The sequence below is a fragment of the Streptococcus sp. 339 genome (assembly GCF_013277285.1).
Classification (GTDB): domain Bacteria; phylum Bacillota; class Bacilli; order Lactobacillales; family Streptococcaceae; genus Streptococcus; species Streptococcus pseudopneumoniae.
The window spans coordinates 1-26,491 of the sequence record NZ_VMMR01000035.1 but is presented as its reverse complement, the minus strand read 5'-3'; the positions used below and the strand labels follow the sequence as shown (position 1 = coordinate 26,491).

The 26,491-nt window shown below is 41.4% G+C and carries 21 protein-coding genes; 8 read left to right on the top strand and 13 right to left on the bottom strand.

Going from position 1 to position 26,491, the window contains the following annotated elements:
* Positions 1-11 precede the first annotated feature (11 nt).
* Entirely contained in the window at positions 12-911 is a 900-nt protein-coding gene (gene galU, locus HT736_RS05085) for a UTP--glucose-1-phosphate uridylyltransferase GalU (protein ID WP_001185619.1), read from the top strand.
* Positions 912-1,071: 160 nt separating this feature from the next.
* Here galU and HT736_RS05080 read toward each other — a convergent pair whose 3' ends face one another.
* The 6 genes from HT736_RS05080 to pbp1b all read right to left on the bottom strand — a co-directional run bounded on the left by HT736_RS05080 (position 1,072) and on the right by pbp1b (position 7,856).
* On the bottom strand, positions 1,072-1,746 hold the full coding sequence (locus tag HT736_RS05080; protein WP_000658506.1) for a rhomboid family intramembrane serine protease: 675 nt from the start codon (positions 1,744-1,746) through the stop codon (positions 1,072-1,074).
* Complete coding sequence (locus HT736_RS05075) at positions 1,730-2,269, bottom strand: 5-formyltetrahydrofolate cyclo-ligase (RefSeq protein ID WP_172930801.1); 540 nt, start codon at positions 2,267-2,269, stop codon at positions 1,730-1,732. The genes HT736_RS05080 and HT736_RS05075 overlap by 17 nt, the downstream gene beginning before the upstream one ends.
* 11 nt (positions 2,270-2,280) lie before the next feature.
* A complete protein-coding gene (locus HT736_RS05070; RefSeq protein ID WP_054392633.1) occupies positions 2,281-3,411 on the bottom strand; it encodes an N-acetyldiaminopimelate deacetylase in 1,131 nt (376 codons plus the stop codon).
* Between the two features lie 67 nt (positions 3,412-3,478).
* Positions 3,479-4,177 (bottom strand): 2,3,4,5-tetrahydropyridine-2,6-dicarboxylate N-acetyltransferase, encoded by a 699-nt coding sequence (gene dapD, locus HT736_RS05065; protein WP_000127477.1) that lies wholly within the window; start codon positions 4,175-4,177, stop codon positions 3,479-3,481.
* 230 nt (positions 4,178-4,407) lie between these two features.
* Complete coding sequence (locus tag HT736_RS05060; RefSeq protein ID WP_119947525.1) at positions 4,408-5,319, bottom strand: DMT family transporter; 912 nt, start codon at positions 5,317-5,319, stop codon at positions 4,408-4,410.
* A gap of 71 nt (positions 5,320-5,390) precedes the next feature.
* On the bottom strand, positions 5,391-7,856 hold the full coding sequence (gene pbp1b / locus HT736_RS05055) for a penicillin-binding protein PBP1B (protein WP_172930800.1): 2,466 nt from the start codon (positions 7,854-7,856) through the stop codon (positions 5,391-5,393).
* A 141-nt stretch (positions 7,857-7,997) separates the two neighbouring features.
* Here pbp1b and tyrS point away from each other — a divergent pair, with 141 nt between their 5' ends.
* Positions 7,998-9,254: a tyrosine--tRNA ligase gene (gene tyrS / locus HT736_RS05050; RefSeq protein WP_000546883.1), complete on the top strand. Its 1,257-nt coding sequence runs from the start codon at positions 7,998-8,000 to the stop codon at positions 9,252-9,254.
* Positions 9,255-9,331: 77 nt separating this feature from the next.
* Here tyrS and HT736_RS05045 read toward each other — a convergent pair whose 3' ends face one another.
* Together HT736_RS05045 and HT736_RS05040 are read right to left on the bottom strand one after the other, a co-directional pair.
* Positions 9,332-11,392 (bottom strand): heavy metal translocating P-type ATPase, encoded by a 2,061-nt coding sequence (locus tag HT736_RS05045; RefSeq protein WP_172930799.1) that lies wholly within the window; start codon positions 11,390-11,392, stop codon positions 9,332-9,334.
* Between the two features lies 1 nt (position 11,393).
* Positions 11,394-11,672 carry a DUF6110 family protein gene (locus HT736_RS05040; protein ID WP_000910903.1) on the bottom strand — a complete coding sequence of 93 codons (279 nt, stop codon included), beginning with the start codon at positions 11,670-11,672 and terminating at the stop codon, positions 11,394-11,396.
* 150 nt (positions 11,673-11,822) lie between these two features.
* Here HT736_RS05040 and HT736_RS05035 point away from each other — a divergent pair, with 150 nt between their 5' ends.
* On the top strand, positions 11,823-12,671 hold the full coding sequence (locus tag HT736_RS05035; protein ID WP_001024685.1) for a putative RNA methyltransferase: 849 nt from the start codon (positions 11,823-11,825) through the stop codon (positions 12,669-12,671).
* A gap of 352 nt (positions 12,672-13,023) precedes the next feature.
* Here HT736_RS05035 and HT736_RS12075 read toward each other — a convergent pair whose 3' ends face one another.
* The 3 genes from HT736_RS12075 to malQ form a co-directional block, all read right to left on the bottom strand.
* Positions 13,024-13,230 carry a hypothetical protein gene (locus HT736_RS12075; RefSeq protein ID WP_000265678.1) on the bottom strand — a complete coding sequence of 69 codons (207 nt, stop codon included), beginning with the start codon at positions 13,228-13,230 and terminating at the stop codon, positions 13,024-13,026.
* A 334-nt stretch (positions 13,231-13,564) separates the two neighbouring features.
* Positions 13,565-15,823 carry a glycogen/starch/alpha-glucan family phosphorylase gene (glgP, locus tag HT736_RS05030; protein ID WP_172930798.1) on the bottom strand — a complete coding sequence of 753 codons (2,259 nt, stop codon included), beginning with the start codon at positions 15,821-15,823 and terminating at the stop codon, positions 13,565-13,567.
* 25 nt (positions 15,824-15,848) lie between these two features.
* Entirely contained in the window at positions 15,849-17,414 is a 1,566-nt protein-coding gene (gene malQ, locus HT736_RS05025) for a 4-alpha-glucanotransferase (RefSeq protein WP_318971831.1), read from the bottom strand.
* Positions 17,415-18,024: 610 nt separating this feature from the next.
* Between malQ and HT736_RS05020 the strand changes: the two genes are divergently transcribed.
* The 5 genes from HT736_RS05020 to HT736_RS05000 all read left to right on the top strand — a co-directional run bounded on the left by HT736_RS05020 (position 18,025) and on the right by HT736_RS05000 (position 23,599).
* Positions 18,025-19,296, top strand: coding sequence for an extracellular solute-binding protein (locus HT736_RS05020; RefSeq protein ID WP_172930797.1), 1,272 nt, complete (start codon positions 18,025-18,027; stop codon positions 19,294-19,296).
* Between the two features lie 111 nt (positions 19,297-19,407).
* Positions 19,408-20,700, top strand: coding sequence for a sugar ABC transporter permease (locus HT736_RS05015; RefSeq protein WP_000414964.1), 1,293 nt, complete (start codon positions 19,408-19,410; stop codon positions 20,698-20,700).
* Between the two features lies 1 nt (position 20,701).
* A complete protein-coding gene (locus HT736_RS05010) occupies positions 20,702-21,544 on the top strand; it encodes a sugar ABC transporter permease (RefSeq protein WP_001065638.1) in 843 nt (280 codons plus the stop codon).
* 258 nt (positions 21,545-21,802) lie between these two features.
* Positions 21,803-22,603: a DUF1189 domain-containing protein gene (locus HT736_RS05005; RefSeq protein WP_000938253.1), complete on the top strand. Its 801-nt coding sequence runs from the start codon at positions 21,803-21,805 to the stop codon at positions 22,601-22,603.
* Positions 22,604-22,612: 9 nt separating this feature from the next.
* Positions 22,613-23,599, top strand: a complete 987-nt coding sequence (locus HT736_RS05000; RefSeq protein ID WP_001145437.1) for a LacI family DNA-binding transcriptional regulator — start codon at positions 22,613-22,615, stop codon at positions 23,597-23,599.
* A gap of 29 nt (positions 23,600-23,628) precedes the next feature.
* Here HT736_RS05000 and HT736_RS04995 read toward each other — a convergent pair whose 3' ends face one another.
* Positions 23,629-24,570, bottom strand: coding sequence for a YitT family protein (locus HT736_RS04995; protein ID WP_000806293.1), 942 nt, complete (start codon positions 24,568-24,570; stop codon positions 23,629-23,631).
* On the bottom strand, positions 24,548-26,311 hold the full coding sequence (gene aspS, locus HT736_RS04990) for an aspartate--tRNA ligase (protein ID WP_000830878.1): 1,764 nt from the start codon (positions 26,309-26,311) through the stop codon (positions 24,548-24,550). The genes HT736_RS04995 and aspS overlap by 23 nt, the downstream gene beginning before the upstream one ends.
* Between the last annotated feature and the right edge of the window lie 180 nt (positions 26,312-26,491).

Sequence of the window (26,491 nt, the reverse complement as noted above, 5' to 3'; positions counted from 1 at the left end):
AAAGGATTCTTATGGCACTGAAAGTTAGAAAAGCAGTCATTCCTGCCGCTGGACTAGGAACTCGATTTTTACCAGCAACCAAGGCCCTTGCCAAAGAAATGTTGCCAATTGTAGACAAACCAACTATCCAGTTTATCGTGGAAGAGGCTCTCAAATCAGGTATTGAAGATATTCTGGTTGTCACTGGTAAGTCAAAACGTTCTATTGAGGACCACTTTGATTCAAATTTTGAGCTTGAGTACAACCTCAAAGAGAAAGGTAAAACAGATCTGTTAAAATTGGTAGATGAAGCAACTGGTATGCGCCTCCATTTCATCCGCCAAACTCACCCTCGTGGTCTTGGAGATGCTGTCCTACAAGCCAAAGCTTTTGTAGGGAATGAGCCCTTCGTTGTTATGCTGGGTGATGACCTTATGGACATCACAGATGAGAACGCCGTTCCTTTGACAAAACAACTGATGAAGGATTACGAAAAGACACACGCATCAACCATTGCTGTCATGCCCGTACCACACGAAGACGTTTCATCATATGGAGTCATTGCTCCTCAAGGTGAAGGAATCAACGGACTCTATAGCGTTGAAACTTTCGTTGAAAAACCAGCGACCGAAGATGCACCAAGTGATTTTGCAATCATCGGTCGCTATCTACTCACACCTGAGATTTTTGATATCCTCGAAAAGCAAGCTCCTGGTGCTGGAAATGAAATCCAACTTACTGATGCTATTGATACGCTCAATAAAACACAGCGTGTTTTTGCCCGTGAATTTACAGGAGCTCGTTACGACGTTGGGGATAAGTTTGGATTTATGAAAACATCTATTGACTACGCCCTCAAACATCCACAAGTCAAAGATGACTTAAAAGATTACCTCATCCAACTGGGAAAAGAATTGGCTGAGAAGGAATAATACTCTTCGAAAATCTCTTCAAACCACGTTAGCTTCACCTTGCCGTACTCAAGTATAGCCTGCGGTTAGCTTCCTAGTTTGCTCTTTGATTTTCATTGAGTATAAAATAAAAAAAGATAAGGTTCAAAAAATGCCTTATCTTTTTTCATTTCACAAATTTTCATCCCATTCCCTTGTAGAGAAGTAAGACTGCGAGTCCTACGAACAAGACTAACGCTACCAGTCTCTGACTAGCACTATACATCCGTCTTTCTCCTCTAACTGGAAAGATAATTGCTAGAAATGCACCACCAACTGCACCTCCGATATGGCCTGCTAGGCTGATTCCTGGAATCAGAACACTTCCAATAATGTTAATCACAAAAAGTGTCAGATAAGACTGTCCTAGCTGTTGGATATAAGGATTACGAGTTGCATAGCGAAGAATGATAATCGCGGCAAATAGACCATAAAGAGAGGTGGATGCACCTGCTGCTAAGGATTTGGGACTAAATACAAAAACAAAGAGATTGCCCATCATTCCTGATAAAAGATAGAGAAAGAAAAACTGCTTAGAACCGAAAATCTCCTCTACCTGCCTTCCAAGATAATAAAGTGAAAGCATATTAACAATGAAATGCTCCCACCCAATATGAACAAAAATAGCCGAAAAGAGACGCCAAATTTGCTCGGGAAAGAGGCGAATGGCAGGCCCATACATGGCTCCAAATCGAAATAGAGTATCCGCCCTGTCAAAGTTTCCTCCTGTAGTTACCAACATTAGTAGAAATACCACGGCCGTCACTAAAAGAAAGAAACTCGTCACAGGGTAACGCCTATCAAAGATTTCCTTCATCAATCAAAACCTCCTGAACAGGAATATCATGGTTTTCAGGACTAAAGTCCTGAACTTGATAATGATAAACCGTACTCAAAGTATGACCAGTAAACTGTTCCAGATAGCGGTCATAATAACCTCCGCCATAGCCAATCCGATAGCCTTCCATCGTAAAAGCCAGCCCTGGGACATGAATCAAATCAATCTGAGAGGCATCTACCACTTCCAAATTTCCCTGTGGTTCCAGTAAGCCAAAGGAAGTTTTGACCAGTTGTTGCAGATCATAGACCACAAAGTCCATGCGCCCCTTGGAATAGGTTTTGGGTATCAGAACCTTCTTGCCGTCCCTCAGCGCCTGCTCAATCAATCCCTGCGTTTGAAATTCGTGCGGAAAAGAGAGATAGGTTGCGATGACCTTGGCTTCTTGGTAGAAGGGATGGTGTAAAAGCCGCTCGGTTAAAGCTTGCTCTATAGCCTGTTTTTGCTCTTGAGATATAGCCTTCATTTCTTGCAAGACTTGCTTGCGTAGTTCCGATTTCATAGACAACCCCTCTACTCTGCTGCCTTCTTTTTCAGGAAACTAGAGACCGCATCCACCCCAATAGCTAATGCTTCTTCCTTAGGAGCCATCTGAGGGTGATGAAGGGCGTAGGGACTATCGATACCCAGCCAAAACATCACGCCATCAACCTTTGAAAGGAGATAACCAAAGTCCTCGCCTGTCATAGCAGGCTCGATATCAATCAACTCAATTCCGTCTTTCTCTTCAAAAAAGTCCATTAGTTCACGCGCCAAGGCTGGATGGTTCTCAACAGGTAGGTATCCACCTTGTTTGAGTTCCACTTCGACTTCCATATCAAAGGCAGCTGCAACTCCTTCTGCAACTGTTTTGACCCGCTTTTGTACCAAGAGACTCATGTCCTGAGTCAAGGCCCGAATAGTTCCATGTAAAAAGGCTGTGTCTGTGATGACATTGTTGGTTGTTCCAGCTTGGAAAAGACCAAAGGTCACCACTGCTCCCTCTATTGGGTTGACATTGCGGCTGACAACTGACTGCACCTGGGTCACAAAGTAACTAGCCGCCACCAAGGCGTCATTAGCTTCATGTGGAAAGGCTGCATGTCCTCCTTTACCTTTGAAACGAATCTTCACCTCACAGGTCCCTGCAAAGAGTGTATGAGTATTGGTCGCAATCTGTCCAACCTTCAGATCTGGTCGCACATGGAGCCCATAAAACTGGTCTGGCAACCAGTCTCCAAAAGCGCCATCCTCATACATAAGCATGCCACCAGCTTCATTTTCTTCAGCAGGTTGAAACAGAAAGAGCAGATTGTTCTTTGGTTGCTCCTCAAGGGCGCGCTCTAGACAGCCTAAGGCAATAGTCATATGAAAATCATGTCCACAAGCATGCATGCGACCTTGATGCTGAGAAGCAAAAGGAAGGCCTGTTTGTTCGACGATAGGCAGGCCATCAATATCTGTTCTCCAACCAATGGTACGCTCTGGCTGACTTCCCTGCAAATAAACCAAAATCCCTGTCCGCCAAGTACGAACTTGAACAAAATTCTTGCCCGCAGTCAATTTCTCAATCACATCTAGCAAATAAGCATGAGTCTTGAACTCCTCCAAGCCAATCTCTGGAATCTGGTGCAAATCTCGTCTAGTCTGAATCAAATCTAACATCTATCTATCCTCCTATATAGCAGAAAGAGGCTGGAAAAAGGATCCCGCCTCTATTTTTCTTTTACAATTACAAGGTACGAAGCGCATCTTCTAGCGCTGTTTTTTGTTGAGTTTGGGCATCAATCTCTTTGATAATTCGAGCTGGAACACCTGCTACTACTACATTTTCTGGAACATCTTGGGTAACGATAGCTCCTGCTGCGACAACTGAACCACTACCGATTTGGACTCCTTCGATAACCACTGCATTGGCACCGATAAGAACATTGTCTCCAACACGGACTGGTTCTGCGCTAGCTGGCTCAATCACACCTGCTAAAACTGCACCTGCACCAACGTGGCTGTTTTTCCCAACGATGGCACGGCCACCAAGGATAGCCCCCATGTCAATCATGGTTCCTGCACCGATTTCAGCACCGATATTGATAACAGCTCCCATCATGATAACAGCATTGTCACCAATTTCTACCTGGTCACGGATAATAGCGCCTGGCTCGATACGAGCGTTGATAGCACGTTTATCTAGCAAAGGAACTGCAGAATTGCGAGCATCTTGCTCAACAACATAGTCTTGATTTTCCACCAAACCATTGAGAAGCGGAGCCACGTCCTTCCAGTCTCCAAATAAAACATTCCCTAGTCTAACAACCGAGCTAGGTACAGCAGTTGCGAGTTGTCCCTCAAAAGTTACTTTCACACTGGTTTTCTTCTCAGCATTAGCGATAAATTGGATAATTTCTTGAGCATTCATTTTTGTAGCAGTCATAAAAAAACCTCTCATTCTTTATAATGATAACTATTCTACCAAAAAAAGCCTCAAATTTGAAGCCTTTTTGTCTGTTTTTAGGTATGATTTTTTAGGGATGTGAGATAAAACGTGCTGTCGGTAAAAGCAAACCCCTACCGATACAACCTAAAAACACTCTTCACAACTATCTCCCCGTGTTTTATTGACTATTCTAGTATAGCACACTTTTAGAATTAAGAAAAGACTTTTTATCTACTTTCTTTCGCTTCTTCTATAGACAAAAATATCATGGGTAAAATAATCAAGGCCATAGCTAGAAGGAGTGACCAATCCACTACCAGGCCTAAGAACAAAACACTCAAGAGAGCAGAAGAGAGAGGTTCACTGGCACTGATAACGGAAACCACCAAAGGAGAAACCAAGGACACCGCCTTCATGGAAATAAAAAAAGCAAAAGCCGTCCCAAAGAAAGCGATAATGAGGCAAATCAAGATACTCCAAATATCAAGAGTAAAGGAAAGCTGATGCACTGGCGAGAGAACATTGCTAAATAAACCTGCCAAAATCATCCCCCACCCAACCGTGGGTACAAAACCATAGCGCTTCGCAAAAGGCTGGGGCAAGATAACATTAAACATAACACCCATAGCACTCAGTAAGCCCGTCACAAGGGCTAGTGGTGTCATGGATAACTGAGAGAAATCTCCCTTTGTCGCCATCAAGCAAACACCCAGCATAGCAATCAAAACATAGAAAATAGCACTTTTTGACGCTCGTTTTTGATAAACCAAGCGATTGTAAAAGAGGATAAAGACAGGACTGATAAACTGTAAAATAGTCGCTGTCGCTGCATTTGAGTATTCTACACAGAGATAGAAAAAATACTGGACTGAAAAAATCCCCAAAATAGCATAGGCCAAAAAGGGTAGGTAATTTTTCTTGTCTCGCCAAATATCTAGCACTTGCGATTTTAATTGTATTGCAGACCAAATGAGTACAAGACTCCCTGCTAGTGTCAATCGCATAGAGGTAATCCAGCCAGAAGACACCTGGTAATGAGTAAAGAAATACTCTCCTAGAATTCCACAGATTCCCCAGATTAAGCCGGATAGGAGCGAATAAATAGTTCCTTTAACAATCTTTTTCTGATACTGATTCATACCTTTATTGTAACACGAAAGGAAAAAAGAAAAAAGTGGCAATCTATTGATTCGCCACTTCATTTAGAGAATTATCGTCTCGCCCTTGAAGAAGAAGGTCGTGTAGCACTTGAGTTACTGCTATCGCTAGAACTACTACTTGAACTGCTGGAGCTTGATGGAGTTGGTAGACTCCTCACAATACTAGACCAAGCATTCTGATAATCCGCATCACTTCCGCCAATAGCAAAGCGATAACTTGTCGCTGGCGCTCCTGACTTATTAGCCCAATAGCTGGTAACAGTCGAACCTGTGACCTCTACTTCTTTTCCTTCAACAGAAACCTTCCCTGGTTTTTGACCTGTTGATTTCAAGACTTCCGATTTCACTACACTAGGATCTAAAGCAAAGCGCTCGTTCCCCCAAATGCTTGGGGAGGCTTGCTGAATCGCATTTACTAGATGAGCCATGTAATTAGAGTTATTAGAATAACCTGCTCTACGTGACAATGAATGATTATCATCATGCCCAATCCAGCCACCTAGGGTTAATCTAGGTGTCGAAAGCATGAGCCACATATTTTCGTCTTGGTTGGTTGTACCAGTCTTCCCAATCCAATCTGCATTAGCCAGAGTAGGATTTAAAGCAGTCAGATTCGTCTTGAAGGTTGTTGTCACACGAGAGGATAGAACTTCTCGCAGCAATCCCTGCATAATCGTCGCAGTAGCTTTTGAATAGACTTGAACCGGTTTATCCTGATACTCATACACCACTCTACCATCTGCTGCTTCAATCTTTGAAATCACATGCTTCTGATGATAAACTCCATTATTAGCTAAGGTCTGATAGCCATTGGTATGCTGGGCAACTGTGACTTCAATACCACCACCCATTGGCAGGCTCTCAATACCGTACTCAGGAATCTCGTAACCCATCTTTTCCATATAACCCTTGACATCAACACCCTTTTCACGGAGCATACGATAGGTCCAGTAAGCAGGGATATTCCATGAATAGTTCAGAGCTTCTCCCAAGGTCATCATTCCTGTTCCCTTGCTATTAGCATACATAATCGGATTGCCATTAGCAAAGTTTGTTGGATAGTTAGATAGAATCGTTTCACTTCCCATCAAGCCCTGGTCAATAGCAATACCGTAGGCCAGCAAGGGCTTGGTAGTAGAAGCTGGCGAACGTTTGGTATCAAAGGCATGATTATTTTGATTTTCTTGATAATTACGACCACCTACAAAGCCTAGAATAGCACCTGTTTGGTTGTCCATCAAGACATTCCCTACTTCTACACGACCTGTTCCATCGTCTAAAAGATAGCCATAATCAGCAACCGCATTTTGCATGACAGAATGAATTTTCTGATCTATGGTAGTAGTAATCTTATAACCACCATTTTCAATTTCCTTGGCTGCCAAATCTCGATAAAACTTCTGAGTTGCCTCATTTTTCAACTCCTTAGCGGAGACATTATCTCTCTGAGCTAGATAGTCATACATACGTTCTTGAGCTTCTGCCAAAGTTGTAAAGTATAAATAGTCTCGTGAAATTCCTGTAACCGTGCCCGATGGTAAAAAGTCCTGTTTAAGGTCATAATCCTTGTACTGAGAATACTCGTCTTTGCTTAAGGCACCTGTACGATACATACTGTAAAGAACTGCCTTAGCCCGTCTTAAGCCAATTTCTAGGTCTTCATCACTCTTCAACTCCCCAGTATTTTCATAAGGAGAGTAAGTAATGGGACTCTGTGGAAGTCCTGCTAAAAATGCTGCTTGAGGAACAGTCAACTGACTGGCATCTACACCGAAAATCCCCTCAGCTGCCTGCTGAGCCCCTGCAATATTCTGTCCCTTATTATTTCGGCCAAAGGGAGCCACATTGAGATAGGTCGTTAAAATCTCATCCTTATTCATGGCGCGTTCCAAGGCAAGAGCATCCACAATCTCTGTCGCCTTACGAGCCAAGGTCGGCGCATCCCCAACCACCTGCTGTTTAATCAGTTGCTGGGTCAAGGTTGAACCCCCACTAGAGGAACCCAAACCTACAAATTTCCCCAAGGTCGCACGAATCACCGCCTTGGGTACTACACCCTTATGTTCTTTAAAGTGTTCATCTTCCGTCGCAATGATAGCCTTCTTCAGATTTTCCGAAATTTGCTCAGATGAGATAGAAGTGCGCAACAAATCACTCTCTATGGAAGCAATCACCGTCCCGTCCGAATAGGTAATCTCTGAAATAGAAGAGATGTCCTTGACCTGATTCACTAATTCTTCTGTCTGAGGCACCCGAACCTTGTCAAATAAGGCCACTCCGTACCCCAAAGCAATCCCGGCTCCCAACATTCCTCCTAGAAAACCAAGCACAAAGAGTAAGTTAAATAAGGCTTTTATACTCAGTAAAATAGCTGGAAAAATGGCTGGCCTATCTAAGGTTTTAGATTTTTTGGTACTCGAACCTTTCTTTCCAGGTCTAGCTGATTTTTTATGTTTTTGTTTTTGCTGGAAAAATTCCAGCATTTTCTGTTTTAATTCATTTAATTGATTTTGCATGGATTTCCTCACTTTATCTATTATACCATAAAAGGGAAACTTTCAATAAAATAGCCATTTTCTTCCCTATTCTGCTAGGCTATTGCCCAAGTTTGTGATACAATAGGTAGAAACAATAATTTTAAAAAGGAGAAAAGACACATGCACATTTTTGATGAGCTAAAAGAGCGTGGTTTGATTTTTCAAACGACTGATGAAGAAGCTTTGCGTAAAGCCCTAGAAGAAGGTCAAGTTTCTTATTATACTGGCTACGATCCAACTGCTGACAGCCTTCACCTAGGCCACCTTGTCGCAATCTTGACAAGTCGTCGCTTGCAACTAGCAGGTCACAAACCTTATGCGCTCGTTGGCGGTGCTACAGGTCTCATCGGAGATCCGTCCTTCAAAGATGCTGAACGTAGTCTCCAAACAAAAGACACAGTAGATGGCTGGGTCAAGTCTATCCAAGGACAACTTTCTCGTTTTCTTGACTTTGAAAATGGTGAAAATAAAGCTGTCATGGTCAACAACTACGACTGGTTTGGCAGCATCAGCTTCATTGACTTCCTCCGTGACATCGGAAAATACTTCACTGTCAACTACATGATGAGTAAGGAGTCTGTGAAAAAACGGATTGAAACAGGGATTTCTTACACTGAGTTCGCTTACCAAATCATGCAAGGGTACGACTTCTTCGTCCTTAACCAAGACCACAATGTCACTCTTCAAATCGGTGGTTCTGACCAGTGGGGAAATATGACAGCTGGTACAGAATTGCTTCGTCGTAAGGCTGACAAGACTGGCCACGTTATCACTGTTCCATTGATCACAGATGCAACTGGTAAGAAATTTGGTAAATCAGAAGGAAATGCCGTCTGGCTCAATCCTGAAAAGACTTCTCCATACGAAATGTACCAATTCTGGATGAATGTTATGGACGCAGACGCTGTTCGCTTCTTGAAGATCTTTACTTTCTTGTCACTTGATGAGATTGAAGACATCCGCAAACAATTTGAAGCAGCGCCACACGAACGCTTGGCTCAAAAAGTCTTGGCTCGTGAAGTCGTTACACTTGTTCACGGCGAAGAAGCCTACAAAGAAGCCCTCAACATCACTGAGCAGCTCTTTGCAGGAAACATCAAAAACCTTTCTGTTAAAGAACTTAAACAAGGACTTCGTGGTGTGCCAAACTACCAAGTACAGGCAGACGAAAATCACAATATCGTGGAACTGCTCGTCTCATCTGGTGTGGTTAACTCAAAACGCCAAGCCCGTGAAGACGTCCAAAACGGAGCCATTTACTTAAATGGCGACCGTATCCAAGACCTTGAATATGTCTTGAGTGACACTGATAAGTTAGAGAACGAACTGACTGTTATCCGTCGTGGAAAGAAAAAATACTTTGTATTGACTTACTAAACTGTTCAACATTTACCTATAAAAAAAGGAGTTACCCTCGAGAAAGGTAACTCCTTTTTGCTGTTAATAGTCCCCACCTATCCCTTAATAGACAGGCTACGCAGTACAATGCGTAAGGTTGTTAGATTATGTAAGATAGAGAGCTTTGAAGGACTGAGCCAATTAAACAAGCCAAAGCCAATCAAACTACTATTTACGACAACGGTATCTTGAATATTCTTCTTGATGAGTGTTTGCAAAGATGATGATAGCGAATCCAACTCTTGGAAGAAATCCAAGCGATTATCTAACAATAAAATATCGCTCATCTGCTTAGAAATATCTGCACTCTCATTCATCACCACACCGATATCTGATAGGGTTAGAGCAGCTGAGTCATTCAACCCATCCCCAACCATCAAAATAGTGTGACCTGCTTTCTGCAGTTCCTCTACTAACTCAAATTTCCCATCAGGTTTCAAATCTGTATAAACCTGATCAAAGGGCAAATCTTTGACTAATTGCTCTGTCCTAACCAAGGTGTCCCCTGTTGCCAGAATCAATTTTTTCCCTTGTGCCTTAAGTTTCTCCAAGGCTGCTTTTGCTTCTTTTCTCAAAGGAGTATGAATGCAGAACATTCCAATCAATTCATTCTGATAAGCCAAGAATAAGAGATTGTAGTGACTCTTGTACTCTTCAATTAAAGCATTTTGTTCCAAACTGATATGAATCTGCTCATCCTGCATCAAGACATAATTCCCAATAAGAACTGGTTGGCCATCGATATGAGATTTGATCCCCTTGCTTGCGATATATTGGAGTTTCCCATGCATTTCCTCATGTTCAATCCCCTCTATCTCGGCTTGCTTGACGATGGCATTAGCAATAGGATGATAAATGTGTTCCTCAAGACAGGCACTGATTCTGAGAATATCTTCCTCACTATAGTCCCCAAAAGGTAACACCTTTTCAACTATAGGATAACTAGTTGTGATTGTTCCCGTCTTATCAAACAAGAAAGTATCAACTTCCAGATATTTCTCCAGAACATCTCCATCCTTAATCACCATTTCACGGTTCAACCCCTCCTTGATAGCTGTCAAATAAGCTACAGGAGTAGAGATTTTCAAAGCGCAGGAGAAATCGACCAATAGGAAAGAAATAGCCTTAGAAAAAGAACCTGTTAATAGGTAAGTCAGCCCAGCCCCCAAGAAATTATATTTGACGACCTTGTCCGCCATTTTGATGAAATAGCGTTGTTTCGTTTTCTTGTTTTCTTCAGATTTCTTCATCAACTCAATCAGTTGTAAAACCCGGCTGTTCATCTGATTATCGGTTACACGAATACGTAACTCTCCAGTTTCTAATACTGTATTTGCATAAACCAAATCAGACTCTCTTTTTTCAACTGGAAAACTCTCTCCCGTCAAGGAACTTTCGTTGACCATACCTAAACCTGAAACTACTTGTCCATCAAACAGAATTTCATTTCCTTGAGATAGGACCAAGACATCTCCGATTTGAACATCGGAACTCTTGATACTAACAACCGTATCGCCCTGCACTAAGAATACATCGCTCTCTTTTGAAAGAAGACTCTGTTCTAAATCTGTTGCAGTTTTTTTCAAGGACCACTGATCTAAATGATTCCCCAAATCAAGCATAAACATGATATTGCTAGCTGTCTTGGATTGGTTCATAAACAAGGACAATAAAATCGCCGAACAGTCCAAGACTTCCATCGTTAGTTCCTTACGCGCTAGTGTTTGATAGGCTTCTCTAATATAACCCAAAGCCTGATAACAAGTCCATATATAGCGAATAGGATACGGCACAAAACTACGAAAAAGTACACGCTTAATCGCTGCACCTGAAACAATAGAATAAGCACTCTCTTCTCTACGAATGGGAAGAGTCATCAACTCAGAAACTTTCCCTTTATCAATTCTTTTTAAAAAGGCTTCTGCATTATCTAATACAGAAAAGCCTTCTTTTATACGTAGAGTAAAGTGCTGTTGATCCATGTAAAACTGGATAGACTCAATCCCCTTTTCATCTCTCGCCAAGGAACGAAGATAGTCTTGAATATCCAAGGTGAGTGAAAAAGAAGATGATAGTCGGATATGTTGGTATCCTCTATGTAGCACTTTAAAAGACATATTATTCTCCTATAAGGCTATCTAATTGCTCTTCTTTTTTCTCTTGCTCGTACAAATATTTGGCATCTTGCAAGACATCGTCTCCATGTTGCTTCACAACAGAAACAGATGCATCTAGCTCGTCCTTCAATTTGTAAGCCTTAGCCAAGGCTTTAGAATAACCTTTTTTAGCTTCCTTACTTGCTAAGATTTTCAAACCAAGGGTACCAAATGCGACACCACCCAAAAAGAGTGATGATTTTTTCGCAACTTTTGCAACGCTTAATACTTCTTTTAACATACTTATTTCCTCCTAGATATTATTATATAGCAATTTAGATATAAAAGCAATTTAATTTTGGCACTTTGAAAAGTAATGATACTACTATTTAATTCTATTACAAATCATCCTAAAGTTGCTTTCATTTACCTCTTTTGATACACTTAAACTATGAATATAAACCTCAAACCTAAACTCCAGCGTTTTGCTTCTGCGGCTGCCTTTGCCTGTCCTATCTGCCAAGAAAATCTGACTCTGGTAGAGAGCAGTCTCAAATGCTGCAACCGTCATTCTTTTGACTTGGCGAAATTTGGCTATGTCAATCTAGCACCTCAAATCAAGCAATCTGCTAACTATGACAAGGAAAATTTTCAAAACCGTCAACAAATCCTAGAAGTCGGCTTTTACCAAGCTATCTTAGATGCTGTATCTGACTTGCTTGCAAGCTCAAAAACAACCACAACAATTTTGGATATCGGTTGTGGTGAAGGATTCTATTCTCGCAAACTACAAGAAAGTCACTCTGAAAAAACTTTCTATGCCTTTGACATCTCCAAAGATTCAGTCCAAATCGCTGCTAAAAGTGAACCCAACTGGGCAGTCAATTGGTTCGTTGGTGACTTGGCTCGTCTTCCTATAAAAGACACCAGCATGGATATCCTACTAGATATCTTTTCACCTGCCAACTATGGAGAATTTCGTCGCGTTTTATCCAAAGACGGTATCTTGATCAAGGTTATCCCAACTGAAAATCACCTCAAGGAAATCCGTCAGAAGGTACAAGACCAGCTGACAAACAAGGACTATTCCAACCAAAATATCAAAAATCATTTCCAAGAACACTTTACCATCCTATCTAACCAAACTGCCTCTCTGACTAAGACTATCACAGTAGAACAACTCCAAGCCCTACTCAGTATGACTCCTCTCCTCTTTCACGTTGACCAGAGCAAGATTGACTGGAGCCAACTGACAGAGATTACTATTGAGGCTGAGATTCTGGTTGGGAAAGCATTCTAAACTAGACTTCCCAAAGGTATAAAACTTACCGAAAATCTTCAATATTACAAAAACGCATAAGAACAGGTACTCAAACCTTAATCTTATGCGTTTTGTTATGCAAAAATCACTGGAGTTTCCATACATATTAAGTGGAAATAGTTGAAATCAGTTCTTTTAATAACCATTGAATACCATATAGTACATTTACCCCAAATATGATATAGGCCGTATAAATCAAGTATTTCGATTTTTCCCGTCTCAAAGAATAAATCTTGTACAAAATAGATAAATTTAAAATAATAAATAATAGAGACAAAATCTTCCTCCAAAATCAATATTAAAAGTAGCCAGTCAGGCATATACCTCATATTTATTTTCGATTCGAGATAACAAACTTATCAATAAATAGCAAGTGATATAAGGCAAGTACAGACCCCCAGAAACTACCTCGAAGAGAGATTTCTTGATGATTGAGAGGAAACAAATCATGGTTACCTATATAGAGGCAGGTCAAAATAACAAATAAAATCCAAAATAAATCCGTCCATTTATATTTTGAAAAATATTTTTTCCACATAAAAACACCTTCTTTCCTACAATTATATTATAATACTTTATGTAAGCGAATACAAGGGGGTATAAGGCTGAAGACAGTAAAAACCAGCATTTAAAGCCTTCACTGTATCTATAATTTCTCTATTTTTAGACAGGATTGACTAAAATCCACAACATTTAAAAAAGCGAATTTCAATTGAAACTCGCTTTTTTACAAAATGTATTAGTATAAATCTTGTATCTTATACTCAATGAAAATCAAAGAGCAAACTAGGAAGCTAGCCGCAGGTTGCTCAAAGCACAGCTTTGAGGTTGCAGATAAAGCTGACATGGTTTGAAGAGATTTTCGAAGAGTATTAGTTCAAGTGCCAGATATCTTCGTTGTACTGAGCGATTGTACGGTCAGATGAGAAGAATCCTGCTTTAGAAATGTTAACGATAACTTTATCCAACCATGCGTCACGGTCTTCGTAGTCAGCCAACATTTGCTCTTTGACTTTGATGTAGTCTTCCAAATCAAGAAGAGTCATGAACCAGTCTTTGTTGATCAATTCATTGTAAAGACGTTCCAAGCGCTCTTTGTTTCCAGCTGCAAGAACTGCATCACTAACGATGAAGTCAACCAATGGTTTGATAGCTTTACGAGCGTAGAATTCACTTGATTTGTAAGCTGCTTTTGCATAAAGGTCGATAACAGTTTCTGAATCTTCACCAAAGATGTAGATGTTTTCGTCGCCAACCAACTCAGCGATTTCAACGTTAGCTCCGTCCATAGTACCAAGAGTCAAAGCTCCGTTCAACATGAATTTCATGTTACCAGTACCTGAAGCTTCTTTAGAAGCAAGTGAGATTTGTTCTGAGATATCACATGCTGGGATAAGGAAGCTTGCTGCAGTAACGTTGTAGTTTTCAACCATAACTACTTGCAAGTGTGGAGCTACTGCTGGATCGTTAGCAATCACTTCTGACATGCAAAGGATCAAGTGGATAATGTCTTGAGCGATTGTGTAGGCTGGAGCTGCTTTACCACCAAAGAAGATTGTAATTGGGCGAGCAGGGATGTTACCAGCTTTGATGTCAAGATATTTGTGGATTACGTACAAAGCGTTCATTTGTTGTCGTTTGTACTCGTGAAGACGTTTGATTTGGATATCAAAGATAGAGTTTGGATTGATTTCCACACCTTGGTGTTCTTTCAAGTGACGAGCCAATTTACGTTTGTTGTGAGCCTTGATGCTTTCCAATTTTTCTTTGACAGCTGCTTTGTCTTCATAAGACAAGAGTTTTTCAAGCTCATCTGCTTCATGGTGCCAACCATCTCCAAGAATCTCATCCAAGTAGTGAGACAATCTTGGGTTAGCATGCATAAGCCAACGACGGAAAGTGATACCGTTTGTTTTGTTGTTGAACTTTTCTGGGTAAAGGTCGTAGAAAGCTTTCAACTCAGAATTTTTCAAGATTTCAGTGTGAAGTGCTGCTACTCCGTTAACACTGTATCCGTAGTGGATATCCATGTGAGCCATGTGAACACGTCCGCTCTCATCGATGATTTGAACAGCTGGATCTTTGTATTCTGCTTTCACACGACGGTCCAATTCTTCGATGATTGGTACCAAGTGAGGAACCACTTCTTGCAAGAATTCAAGAGGCCATTTTTCAAGCGCTTCTGCAAGGATTGTGTGGTTAGTATAAGCAGTCATACTACGAACGATTGAGATTGCTTCGTCAAGCTCGATACCACGTGCAGTCAAAAGATGGATCAATTCAGGAATCACCATTGATGGGTGAGTATCGTTGATTTGCACAACTGCGTAGTCAGCAAGGTCATGCAAGTTGCTTCCTTTTTCGATTGCTTCGTCGATGATCAATTGCGCACCGTTTGAAACCATGAAGTATTGTTGGAAGATACGGAGCAATTCACCTTGACGGTCACTATCATCTGGGTAAAGGAAGAGAGTCAAGTTACGAGCGATATCTGTCTTGTCAAAGCTGATACCGTCTTTAATAATAGAAGAATCAACTGAATCCAAGTCAAACAAACGCAAGCGGTTCTTCGTTTCTGTCTTGTAACCAGGAACATCAATATCATAAAGAGTTGATGTCAAAGTAAAGTCTGCAAATGGCACTTGGTAGCTACGGCTTGAGCGAACCAACCAGTTTTGCTCTGTCAACCATGCATTTGGAATTGTTTCTTGTTGGTTGTTTTTAAGAACTTGTTGGAAAAGACCAAAGTGGTAATTAAGACCAACACCGTCACCATTCAAACCAAGAGTCGCAATTGAGTCGATAAAGCAGGCAGCCAAACGTCCCAAACCACCATTACCAAGAGATGGTTCCAATTCAACTTCTTCAACTTCGATCAAGTCTTTACCTGCAGCTGCAAGTTCTTTTTTGACATCGTCGTAAAGACCAAGGTTAATCAAGTTGTTTGACAAGAGTTTACCAATCAAGAACTCAGCTGAGATGTAGTAAACTTTTTTCTTACCAGTGTTAACTGGTTTTTGGCTACTTGCAAGCTTGCTGTAGTTAAGAAGGGCAAGGTAAAGCTCTTCATTGCTACATTCTGCAATGGTTTTATTGTAACGATTTTGTACAAATTCTTGTAGTGATAACATGTTTAAGATGTCTCCTGATATTGTATTATTTCTTTAATTCTACCAAATTTTCATTGATTCGGCGATAGATTGTTGTTAAGTCAAGCAAACCTTCCTCAACAGCTGGTGTCAATTGCTCTTCAGTCATACGCCAAGACCAGTTTCCACCAAGGGTAGATGGGAAGTTCATACGAGCCGCCTCATCCAATTCTAGCAAATCTTGCATAGTTGCAATTGCCATGAAGCTAACTGATGAAAAGACTGTACGAAGCATAGCATGTGGCACTGTTTCGTATTCTTTACGGTTCGTGTAACGAGCCATGTACTCACGAGTCGCATCATCAATCTCGTTACGGTACCAACCAAGAACCGTATTGTTATCGTGAGTTCCTGTGTACATAACTGAGTTAGCAGGTGCCAAGTGTGGGCTATCGATACTTTCGTCTTCTGGGTTGAAGGCAAATTGAAGAATCTTCATTCCTGGGAAGCCAGTACGTTCACGCAACTCAATAACTTCATCTGTCATGAAGCCAAGGTCTTCTGCGATGATGTTTAGCTCACCAAGTTCTTCCTTAACGGCTGCAAAAAGCTTGTAGCCCGGACCTTTCACCCACTCACCAGGTGCTGCTGTATCGGAACCAGCAGGGATTTCCCAGTAAGATTCGAAACCACGGAAGTGGTCAATACGAACGATATCGTAGATTTTGAAGCTTTCACGCAAGCGTTCAATCCACCATTTGTAACCATCTTTGTCCATTGCTTCCCAGTCATAGATTGGGTTACCCCAAAGCTGACCAGTTGCAGAGAACTCATCTGGTGGACATCCTGCGATGCAAGTTGCCTTACCGTTGACATCTGTTTTGAAGAGATGCGGATTTGCCCACATATCGCTTGAATCTTCCGCTACGTAGATTGGCATGTCCCCAACGATTTCGATGTGGTTGTCGTTAGCGTAAGCTTTCAATTTCAACCATTGTTGGAAGAAGAAGTATTGAGTCACACGGTGGTAAACCAACTTGTCTGCCAATTGCTCACGGTAGCTTTCAAGTGCTGAAGCTTTACGAGCACGAACATCTGCATCTGGCCATTCAGTCCAAGCAAGATTGTCAAAATGCTCTTTGATAGCCATATACTCAGCAAAGAGCTCAAGCCATGATTGGTTGTCTTGAGCAAATTTCTCAAAATCTTTAACATCTCCGACTTCAAAGAAACGTTTCACCGCTTTTTCTAAAAGAGGACGACGTGCATAGTAGATTTTCGCATAATCAACTTCAGACGCATCGCTACCAAAGTCAACTCCTTCAAGGTCACTTGCTTCCAACAAACCTTGCTCCACCAAGATATCCAAATCGATAAAATGAGTGTTTCCTGCGAAAGCTGAGAAAGATTGGTAAGGAGAATCCCCGTAACTAGTTGTTCCTAGTGGAAGGATTTGCCAGTAACGTTGTTTTGTGCGAACCAAGAAATCAACGAAGTCGTAAGCACTTTGACCAAATGATCCGATTCCGTAAGCTCCTGGAAGAGAAGAGATGTGCATCAACACACCACTTTGACGTTTTTTCATAATAGCACCTCGTGTGTTAAAATAATGGAACGTTGCGTATTTTTGCAGACGCAAACGTTTGCGCTACTTATAAGTATACTCCTTTTCAAGCATAATTGCAAGCGTTTTTAAAAAACTTTTTTGATTATTTTTAAGGAGACTAACCCATTTTAGCAAAGATAACTTATACTCAATGAAAATCAAAGAGCAAACTAGGAAACTAGCCGCAGGCTGTACTTGAGTACGGCAAGGCGACGTTGACGCGGTTTGAATTTGATTTTCGAAGAGTATTAAAACTATCTAATCCTAAAGTTTAACTCTCATGGGACAGTCTACAAAGTGCAAATCCTCCTCTAGAAAACTTGAATTTAGATGCAAGGGGCACAAAGGTCCATAGAAAATAGATAGGAATTAGAAACAGGGAGGTAGCCCCTCCTGATTTCCCTCTTTAGATAGATTACATCTATTTTTTATTAAAAATACTGTATTCTTATCTATTTCACACTTTTCTTCTATTAAAAAGCAAAATCATGCTATCAAATCAAGCTTAAAAATTTTTTAAAATTTTTAACAAAAACACTTGCAACCGTTTTCTATTTGTGCTATACTAAGCTCATAAAGGAAAACGTTTGCGTTTTCCTTATCAATAAAACTTGTTATTCTTTAGGAGGAATACACTATGTCATCTAAATTCACGAAGAGCGCTGCGGTGCTTGGAACTGCTACACTTGCTAGCTTGCTCTTGGTAGCTTGCGGAAGCAAAACTGCTGATAAGCCTGCTGAGTCTGGTTCATCTGAAGCGAAAGAAATCACTCTTTACGTTGAGGACCAATACAAAGCTTATGCTGAAACAGTTGCTAAAGCTTATAAAGAGCAATCAGGCACAACAGTTAACATCAAATCTGGTGACCAACTTGGTGGACTTGACAAACTTTCTCTTGACAACCAATCTGGTCAAGCTGCTGACGTTATGATGGCTCCATACGACCGTGTGGGTAGCCTTGGTTCTGACGGACAACTTTCAGAAGTGAAATTGAGCGATGGTGCTAAAACAGAAGATACAACTAAATCTCTTGTAACCGCTGCTGACGGTAAAGTTTACGGTGCTCCTGCCGTTATCGAGTCACTTGTTATGTACTACAACAAAGACTTGGTAAAAGACGCTCCCAAAACATTTGCTGACTTGGAAAACCTTGCTAAAGATAGCAAATATGCCTTCGCTGGAGAAGATGGAAAAACTTCTGCCTTCCTAGCTGACTGGACAAACTTCTACTATGCATACGGACTTCTTGCTGGTAACGGCGCTTACGTATTCGGACAAAACGGTAAAGACCCTAAAGACATCGGTCTTGCCAACGACGGTTCTATCGCAGGTATCAACTACGCTAAATCTTGGTACGAAAAATGGCCTAAAGGTATGCAAGATGGTACAGCTGCTGGAAACCTAATCCAAACTCAATTCCAAGAAGGTAAAACAGCTGCTATCATTGATGGGCCTTGGAAAGCTCAAGCCCTCAAAGATGCTAAAGTAAACTACGGTGTTGCGACTATCCCAACTCTTCCAAATGGAAAAGAATATGCTGCATTCGGTGGTGGTAAAGCTTGGATCATTCCTTCAAGTACTAAGAACCTTGAAGGCGCACAGAAATTTGTAGACTTCCTTGTTTCAACTGAACAACAAAAAGCTTTCTACGATGCAACTAACGAAATCCCAGCTAATACTGAAGCTCGTTCATACGCTGAAGGTAAAAACGATGAGTTGACAACAGCTGTTATCAAACAATTCAAGAACGCTCAACCAATTCCAAACATCTCTCAAATGTCTGCAGTTTGGGAACCAGCTGCTAACATGCTCTTTGATACTGTAAGTGGTCAAAAAGATGCTAAAACAGCTGCTAACGACGCTGTAACATTGATCAAAGAAACAATCAAACAAAAATTTGGTGAATAAAAAATTTGTTCAAGGGGGGTGGAATTCAAATCCCCCTTTGAATTTATCAATAGAGACACAAATAATTTAGCTTTCTTATAAAAAAAGTAGTATCCTATGAAAGGAGTTATTATGGAAAAGCAACAACCTAGTAAAGCAGCCCTGCTGTCTATCATTCCTGGGTTAGGACAGATTTACAATAAACAAAAAGCCAAAGGTTTTATCTTCCTTGGTGTAACCATCGTATTTGTCCTTTATTTCCTAGCACTTGCAGCACCTGAATTGAGCAATCTCATCACTCTTGGTGACAAGCCCGGTCGTGATAATTCCCTCTTTATGCTGATTCGTGGTGCCTTCCATTTAATCTTTGTAGTCGTTTATGTACTCTTTTATTTCTCAAATATCAAAGATGCATATACGATTGCAAAACGCATTAACAATGGAATTCCAGTTCCACGTACCCTCAAAGACATGATCAAAGGGATTTATGAAAATGGCTTCCCTTACCTCTTGATTATTCCATCTTATGTTGCCATGACCTTCGCGATTATCTTCCCAGTTATCGTAACCTTGATGATCGCCTTTACCAACTATGACTTCCAACACTTACCACCAAACAAATTGTTGGACTGGGTTGGTTTGACAAACTTTAGTAATATCTGGAGTTTGAGTACCTTCCGTTCTGCCTTTGGTTCTGTTCTTTCTTGGACCATCATCTGGGCTTTGGCAGCCTCAACTTTACAGATTGTGATTGGTATCTTCACAGCTATCATTGCTAACCAACCATTTATCAAAGGAAAACGTATCTTTGGTGTTATTTTCCTTCTTCCTTGGGCTGTCCCAGCCTTCATCACTATCTTGACATTCTCAAACATGTTTAACGATAGTGTCGGAGCTATCAACACCCAAGTATTGCCAATCTTGGCTAAATTCCTTCCTTTCCTTGATGGCGCTCTTATTCCCTGGAAAACAGACCCAACTTGGACTAAGATTGCCTTGATTATGATGCAAGGTTGGCTTGGATTCCCATACATCTACGTTCTGACCTTGGGTATCTTGCAATCTATTCCTAACGACCTTTACGAAGCAGCTTATATTGACGGTGCCAATGCTTGGCAAAAATTCCGCAACATCACTTTCCCAATGATCTTGGCTGTTGCGGCACCTACTTTGATTAGCCAATACACCTTCAACTTTAACAACTTCTCTATCATGTACCTCTTCAACGCTGGAGGACCTGGTAGTGTCGGTGGTGGAGCTGGTTCAACCGATATCTTGATTTCATGGATTTACCGTTTGACAACAGGTACATCTCCTCAATACTCAATGGCGGCAGCTGTTACCTTGATTATCTCTATCATTGTCATCTCAATCTCTATGATTGCATTCAAGAAACTACACGCATTTGATATGGAGGACGTCTAAGATGAATAACTCAATTAAACTCAAACGTAGACTGACTCAAAGCCTTACATACCTTTACCTGATTGGTCTATCAATTGTCATTATCTATCCACTTTTGATTACCATTATGTCAGCCTTCAAGACTGGTAACGTAGTAGCCTTTAAACTAGACAGCAACGTCGACTTTAGTTTTGCTAACTTCCAAGGCCTCTTCACTGAAACCTTGTACGGTACTTGGTACCTCAACACCTTGATCATTGCCTTGATTACCATGGCTGTTCAAACAAGTATCATCGTACTTGCTGGTTATGCCTACAGCCGTTACAACTTCTTGGCTCGTAAACAAAGTTTGGTCTTCTTCTTGATTATCCAAATGGTGCCAACTATGGCCGCTTTGACAGCCTTCTTCGTTATGGCGCTTATGTTGAACGCCCTTAACCACAGCTGGTTCCTCATCTTCCTCTACGTTGGTGGTGGTATCCCGATGAATACTTGGCTCATGAAAGGCTACTTCGATACAGTGCCAATGTCTTTAGACGAATCTGCAAAACTAGACGGTGCAGGACACTTCCGCCGCTTCTGGCAAATTGTTCTTCCACTTGTTCGCCCAATGGTTGCCGTACAGGCTCTCTGGGCCTTCATGGGACCTTTCGGGGACTACATCCTCTCTAGTTTCTTGCTTCGTGAGAAAGAATACTTTACTGTTGCCGTAGGTCTCCAAACCTTCGTTAACAATGCGAAAAACATGAAGATTGCCTACTTCTCAGCAGGTGCTATCCTCATCGCCCTTCCAATCTGTATTCTCTTCTTCTTCCTACAAAAGAACTTTGTTTCAGGACTTACAAGTGGTGGCGACAAGGGATAATTTATCCCCGCCACCCTTTTTCATTTTATACTCTTCGAAAATCTCTTCAAACCACGTCAGCTTCCATCTGCAACCTCAAAGTTGTGCTTTGAGCAACCTGCGACTAGCTTCCTAGTTTGTACTTTGATTTTCATTGACTATTAGCGATTGTCACTGTAAATAATATCCTTACAACAAGCAATTTTTCTCCTAGACTTGAAATAAAGCGAATTTAACTATATAATACTCATATAGAAAACACCTTTTAGAAAGATACCCATGCTTCCATATCCATTTTCCTATTTTTCAAGTATTTGGGGATTTCGTAAGCCCCTGTCCAAACGTTTCGGGCTCAACTGGTTTCAACTACTCTTTACCAGTATCTTCCTTATCAGCTTGTCTATGGTACCCATTGCCATCCAAAACAGCTCCCAGGAGACCTATCCGCTAGAAACTTTTATCGATAATGTCTATGAACCTCTGACAGATGAGGTTGTCCAGGATCTCTCTGAACATGCTACAATTGTCGATGGCAACTTAACTTATACAGGAACTGCCAATCAAGCCCCTTCTCTTGTGATTGGTCCAAGCCAAAGCAAGGAATTACCTAAAGACTTGCAACTGCATTTCGATACAAATGAGCTAGTCATCAGCAAGGAAAGCAAGGAACTGACCCGCATCTCTTACCGAGCCATTCAGACTGAGAGTTTCAAAATCAAAGACAGCTTGACCCAAGCAATTTCTAAAGACTGGTACCAGCAGAATCGTGTCTATATCAGTCTCTTCCTAGTTCTCGGTGCCAGCTTCCTCTTTGGTTTGAATTTCTTTATCGTCTCTCTAGGAGCTAGTCTTCTCCTTTATATCACTAAGAAATCACGCCTCTTTTCATTTAGGACCTTTAAAGAGTGCTACCATTTTATCTTGAACTGTTTAGGATTGCCGACTCTGATTACACTTATTTTGGGATTATTTGGCCAAAATATGACAACCCTGATTACTGTACAAAATATTCTTTTTGTTCTGTATCTGGTCACTATCTTTTATAAAACACATTTCCGTGATCCAAATTACCATAAATAGGAGATTTTTATGCCCGTTACGATTAAAGACGTGGCCAAGGCTGCTGGTGTTTCGCCTTCAACCGTAACCCGTGTTATTCAAAATAAATCAACCATTAGCGACGAAACAAAAAAACGCGTTCGCAAGGCTATGAAGGAGCTCAATTACCACCCCAACCTCAACGCTCGTAGCTTGGTAAGCAGCTACACTCAGGTGATTGGTTTGGTTCTTCCTGATGACTCAGACGCCTTCTACCAGAATCCTTTCTTTCCATCGGTTCTACGTGGCATCTCTCAAGTCGCATCTGAAAACCACTATGCCATTCAGATAGCAACAGGAAAAGATGAAAAGGAGCGTCTCAACGCTATTTCACAAATGGTCTATGGCAAGCGTGTAGATGGGCTAATCTTTCTCTATGCCCAAGAAGAAGATCCCCTCGTCAAACTCGTAGCAGAAGAACAGTTCCCCTTCCTTATTTTAGGTAAATCTCTATCTCCTTTCATCCCACTTGTCGACAACGACAATGTTCAAGCTGGTTTTGATGCGACTGAATATTTCATCAAAAAAGGCTGCAAATGCATTGCCTTTATCGGAGGAAGTAAAAAGCTCTTCGTGACCAAAGACCGTTTAACAGGCTATGAACAGGCGCTTAAGCATTACAAACTGATCACTGACAACAATCGCATCTACTTTGCCGACGAGTTTCTGGAAGAAAAGGGCTATAAATTTAGCAAGCGATTATTCAAGCACGATCCACAAATTGATGCTATCATCACAACCGATAGCCTCCTAGCTGAAGGTGTTTGTAACTATATTGCCAAACACCAGCTGAATGTCCCTGTTCTCAGCTTTGACTCGGTTAATCCCAAGCTCAACTTGGCAGCCTATGTCGATATCAATAGCCTAGAACTTGGTCAAACATCATTTGAAACGATTCTTCAGATTATCAACGATGCTAAAAGCAATAAACAAATTTGTTACCGCCAGTTGATTGCCCATAAAATTATAGAAAAATAAAAACCAGCTCACGCTGGTTTTTTTGGTCACTAATTATCTATCTCAACAAACCTTCCTAGAATATGAACATTTTCCGAGACAGAGACAAAGGCGCTTGGATCCACTTGTGTCATAATCTGTTTAAATTCATTAAACTCTGCACGTGTAATGACAGTGATTAGAACTGCCTTTCTCTCGTGATTATAGGTTCCTTCTGCATCGTGGATCATGGTTGCTCCGCGGTGCAATTTTTTATGGATTTTCTCAATTACTTTATCTGGATGATTGGTCACAATCATAGCCTGCATGCGTTTTTGCTTGGTAAAAACAGCGTCTGTTACACGGCTAGAGACAAAGATGGTAATCATAGAGTAGAGAGCGTATTTCCAACCAAAGGTCAAACCTGCTATCAGCATGATGGTCCCATTTACCAAGAGAGAAATACTACCGACATTCTTACCTGTTTTCTTGCGAATAGTCAGGCTGACGATATCCGTCCCACCACTGGAGATATTGTTTCGAAGAGCAAAACCAATCCCCAAACCCATAACAACACCCCCAAAAAGGGCATTGATAATGGGATCCTCCGTCAAGGTTGCCACAGGGACAAACTGGATAAAGAAGGAACTCATAGACACCGTGATAAAGGTAAAGACAGTAAACTTATGGCCAATCTGATACCAAGCTAAGACCATCAAAGGGAAGTTAATGGCGTAGAAGGTTAGCGAAATCGGAATATGAAAACCAAACCAGTGATTACTCAAGGCAGAGATAATCTGTGCCATACCTGTCGCACCACTCGAATACACATGCCCTGGTTGAAAAAAGAAATTAACTGCTACTGCTGATAAAAAACCATAGACCAGAGAGGCCGAAATCTTCTCATCATACTTTTCTCGAGAGATACTTTGTAAGACACGTAAAATTTTTATCTGATAAGCAAAGCGGCGCAGATAATAGCGCCACCGCTTAATTCGTTTTGCTTGTTTCATCTTCTTCTACTTGTAAGCTGAGTTCCTCTAGTTGTTTGAGTGCTACTGTTGATGGAGCTTGTGTCATTGGGTCACTTGCCTTGTTGTTCTTAGGAAAGGCAATGACTTCACGGATATTTTCTTCTCCTGCTAAGAGCATGACAAAGCGGTCAAGCCCGATAGCCAAGCCACCGTGTGGTGGGAAACCATAGTCCATGGCTTCAAGAAGGAAGCCAAACTGGTCATTTGCTTCTTCGGCTGAGAAACCAAGAGCCTTGAACATGCGTTCTTGAAGGTCTTTTTGGTTGATACGAAGACTACCACCACCAAGTTCGTAACCGTTCAAGACGATATCGTAAGCAATGGCACGAACCTTAGCCAAATCACCTTCTAATTCGTGAGCTGTTTCTTCCTGTGGAAGAGTAAACGGATGGTGGGCACTCATGTAACGGTCTTCTTCTTCAGACCATTCAAACATTGGCCAGTCAACCACCCAAAGGAAGTTGAATTTATCATTATCAATCAAGCCAAGCTCTTTGGCAATACGTCCACGAAGGGCACCAAGAGTTGCATTCGCCACTTCAAGCGTATCTGCCACAAAGAGAACCAAATCCTTATCCTCAAGCGCAAGCGCTGCTGTCAATTCTGCTTGGATGCCAGTCAAGAACTTGGCAACTGGTCCATTTAATTCTCCATCAACAACCTTAACCCAAGCAAGACCTTTGGCACCGTACTGTTTGGCTACTTCCGTCATCTTGTCGATGTCTTTACGTGAATAGTCGTCCGCAGCTCCTTTGACCACAATGGCTTTTACAGCAGGTGCTTCTGAAAAGACTTTAAAATCAACACCCTTGACCACTTCTGTCAAGTCCTGAAGCAACATGTCAAAACGGGTATCTGGCTTGTCAGAACCGTAAAGAGCCATCGCATCATCGTATTTCATACGAGGGAATGGTAGCGTTACTTCGATGCCTTTTGTTTCTTTCATCACGCGCGCAATCAAGCCTTCTGTAATATCTTGGATTTCTTGCTCCGTAAGGAAAGACGTTTCCAAGTCGACCTGAGTGAACTCAGGCTGGCGGTCTCCACGCAAGTCCTCATCACGGAAACATTTAACGATTTGGTAATAACGGTCAAAACCAGCATTCATCAAGAGCTGTTTCGTGATTTGTGGACTTTGAGGAAGGGCGTAAAAATGCCCTTTATTGACGCGAGACGGTACCAAATAGTCACGCGCCCCTTCTGGTGTTGACTTAGAAAGGAATGGTGTTTCCACGTCGATAAACTCCAACTCATCCAAGTAGTTGCGGATAGAGTGGGTCACCTTAGCACGAAGTTTAAGATTTTCCAACATCTCTGGACGACGAAGGTCAAGGTAACGGTAACGCAAACGTGTATCGTCATTTGCCTCAATGCCATCCTTAATCTCAAATGGTGTTGTCTTAGCTGTGTTAAGCACAATAAGAGCTGTCACGTTTAACTCAACTGCACCAGTTGGCAACTTATCATTGGCTTGCTCACGCGCAGCGACCTGACCAGTCACCTCAATAACAAATTCGCTACGAAGGCTTTCAGCTGTTGCCATAACCTCGGCAGAGACTTTTTCAGGGTTGATAACCAACTGCATGATTCCTTCACGGTCACGAAGATCGATAAAAATCAAACCACCAAGGTCACGACGACGGCCAACCCATCCTTTCAAGGTTATTTCTTGTCCGATGTGTTCCTCACGAACACGACCAGCATACATACTACGTTTCATGTTTTCTCTCCTCTTTTATTCTGTTACTATTTTACCATAAAAGCGAAGGCTCTTCATGAAAATCAGCAGAAAAGTTTGCTAGTCTTTAAAAATCAGGTAAAAGCCCTAAAAATTAGCGCTAATACTCTTCAAACCACGTCAGCGTCGCCTTACCTTAGGTATGGTTACTGACTTCGTCAG

What these genes read in the sequence shown, in the direction of transcription:
- galU (WP_001185619.1), top strand. Translation starts at nt 12, where the DNA reads ATGGCACTGAAAGTTAGAAAAGCAGTCATTCCTGCCGCTGGACTAGGA.
- HT736_RS05080 (WP_000658506.1), bottom strand. Translation starts at nt 1,746, where the DNA reads ATGAAGGAAATCTTTGATAGGCGTTACCCTGTGACGAGTTTCTTTCTT.
- HT736_RS05075 (WP_172930801.1), bottom strand. Translation starts at nt 2,269, where the DNA reads ATGAAATCGGAACTACGCAAGCAAGTCTTGCAAGAAATGAAGGCTATA.
- HT736_RS05070 (WP_054392633.1), bottom strand. Translation starts at nt 3,411, where the DNA reads ATGTTAGATTTGATTCAGACTAGACGAGATTTGCACCAGATTCCAGAG.
- dapD (WP_000127477.1), bottom strand. Translation starts at nt 4,177, where the DNA reads ATGACTGCTACAAAAATGAATGCTCAAGAAATTATCCAATTTATCGCT.
- HT736_RS05060 (WP_119947525.1), bottom strand. Translation starts at nt 5,319, where the DNA reads ATGAATCAGTATCAGAAAAAGATTGTTAAAGGAACTATTTATTCGCTC.
- pbp1b (WP_172930800.1), bottom strand. Translation starts at nt 7,856, where the DNA reads ATGCAAAATCAATTAAATGAATTAAAACAGAAAATGCTGGAATTTTTC.
- tyrS (WP_000546883.1), top strand. Translation starts at nt 7,998, where the DNA reads ATGCACATTTTTGATGAGCTAAAAGAGCGTGGTTTGATTTTTCAAACG.
- HT736_RS05045 (WP_172930799.1), bottom strand. Translation starts at nt 11,392, where the DNA reads ATGTCTTTTAAAGTGCTACATAGAGGATACCAACATATCCGACTATCA.
- HT736_RS05040 (WP_000910903.1), bottom strand. Translation starts at nt 11,672, where the DNA reads ATGTTAAAAGAAGTATTAAGCGTTGCAAAAGTTGCGAAAAAATCATCA.
- HT736_RS05035 (WP_001024685.1), top strand. Translation starts at nt 11,823, where the DNA reads ATGAATATAAACCTCAAACCTAAACTCCAGCGTTTTGCTTCTGCGGCT.
- HT736_RS12075 (WP_000265678.1), bottom strand. Translation starts at nt 13,230, where the DNA reads ATGTGGAAAAAATATTTTTCAAAATATAAATGGACGGATTTATTTTGG.
- glgP (WP_172930798.1), bottom strand. Translation starts at nt 15,823, where the DNA reads ATGTTATCACTACAAGAATTTGTACAAAATCGTTACAATAAAACCATT.
- HT736_RS05020 (WP_172930797.1), top strand. Translation starts at nt 18,025, where the DNA reads ATGTCATCTAAATTCACGAAGAGCGCTGCGGTGCTTGGAACTGCTACA.
- HT736_RS05015 (WP_000414964.1), top strand. Translation starts at nt 19,408, where the DNA reads ATGGAAAAGCAACAACCTAGTAAAGCAGCCCTGCTGTCTATCATTCCT.
- HT736_RS05010 (WP_001065638.1), top strand. Translation starts at nt 20,702, where the DNA reads ATGAATAACTCAATTAAACTCAAACGTAGACTGACTCAAAGCCTTACA.
- HT736_RS05005 (WP_000938253.1), top strand. Translation starts at nt 21,803, where the DNA reads ATGCTTCCATATCCATTTTCCTATTTTTCAAGTATTTGGGGATTTCGT.
- HT736_RS05000 (WP_001145437.1), top strand. Translation starts at nt 22,613, where the DNA reads ATGCCCGTTACGATTAAAGACGTGGCCAAGGCTGCTGGTGTTTCGCCT.
- HT736_RS04995 (WP_000806293.1), bottom strand. Translation starts at nt 24,570, where the DNA reads ATGAAACAAGCAAAACGAATTAAGCGGTGGCGCTATTATCTGCGCCGC.
- aspS (WP_000830878.1), bottom strand. Translation starts at nt 26,311, where the DNA reads ATGAAACGTAGTATGTATGCTGGTCGTGTTCGTGAGGAACACATCGGA.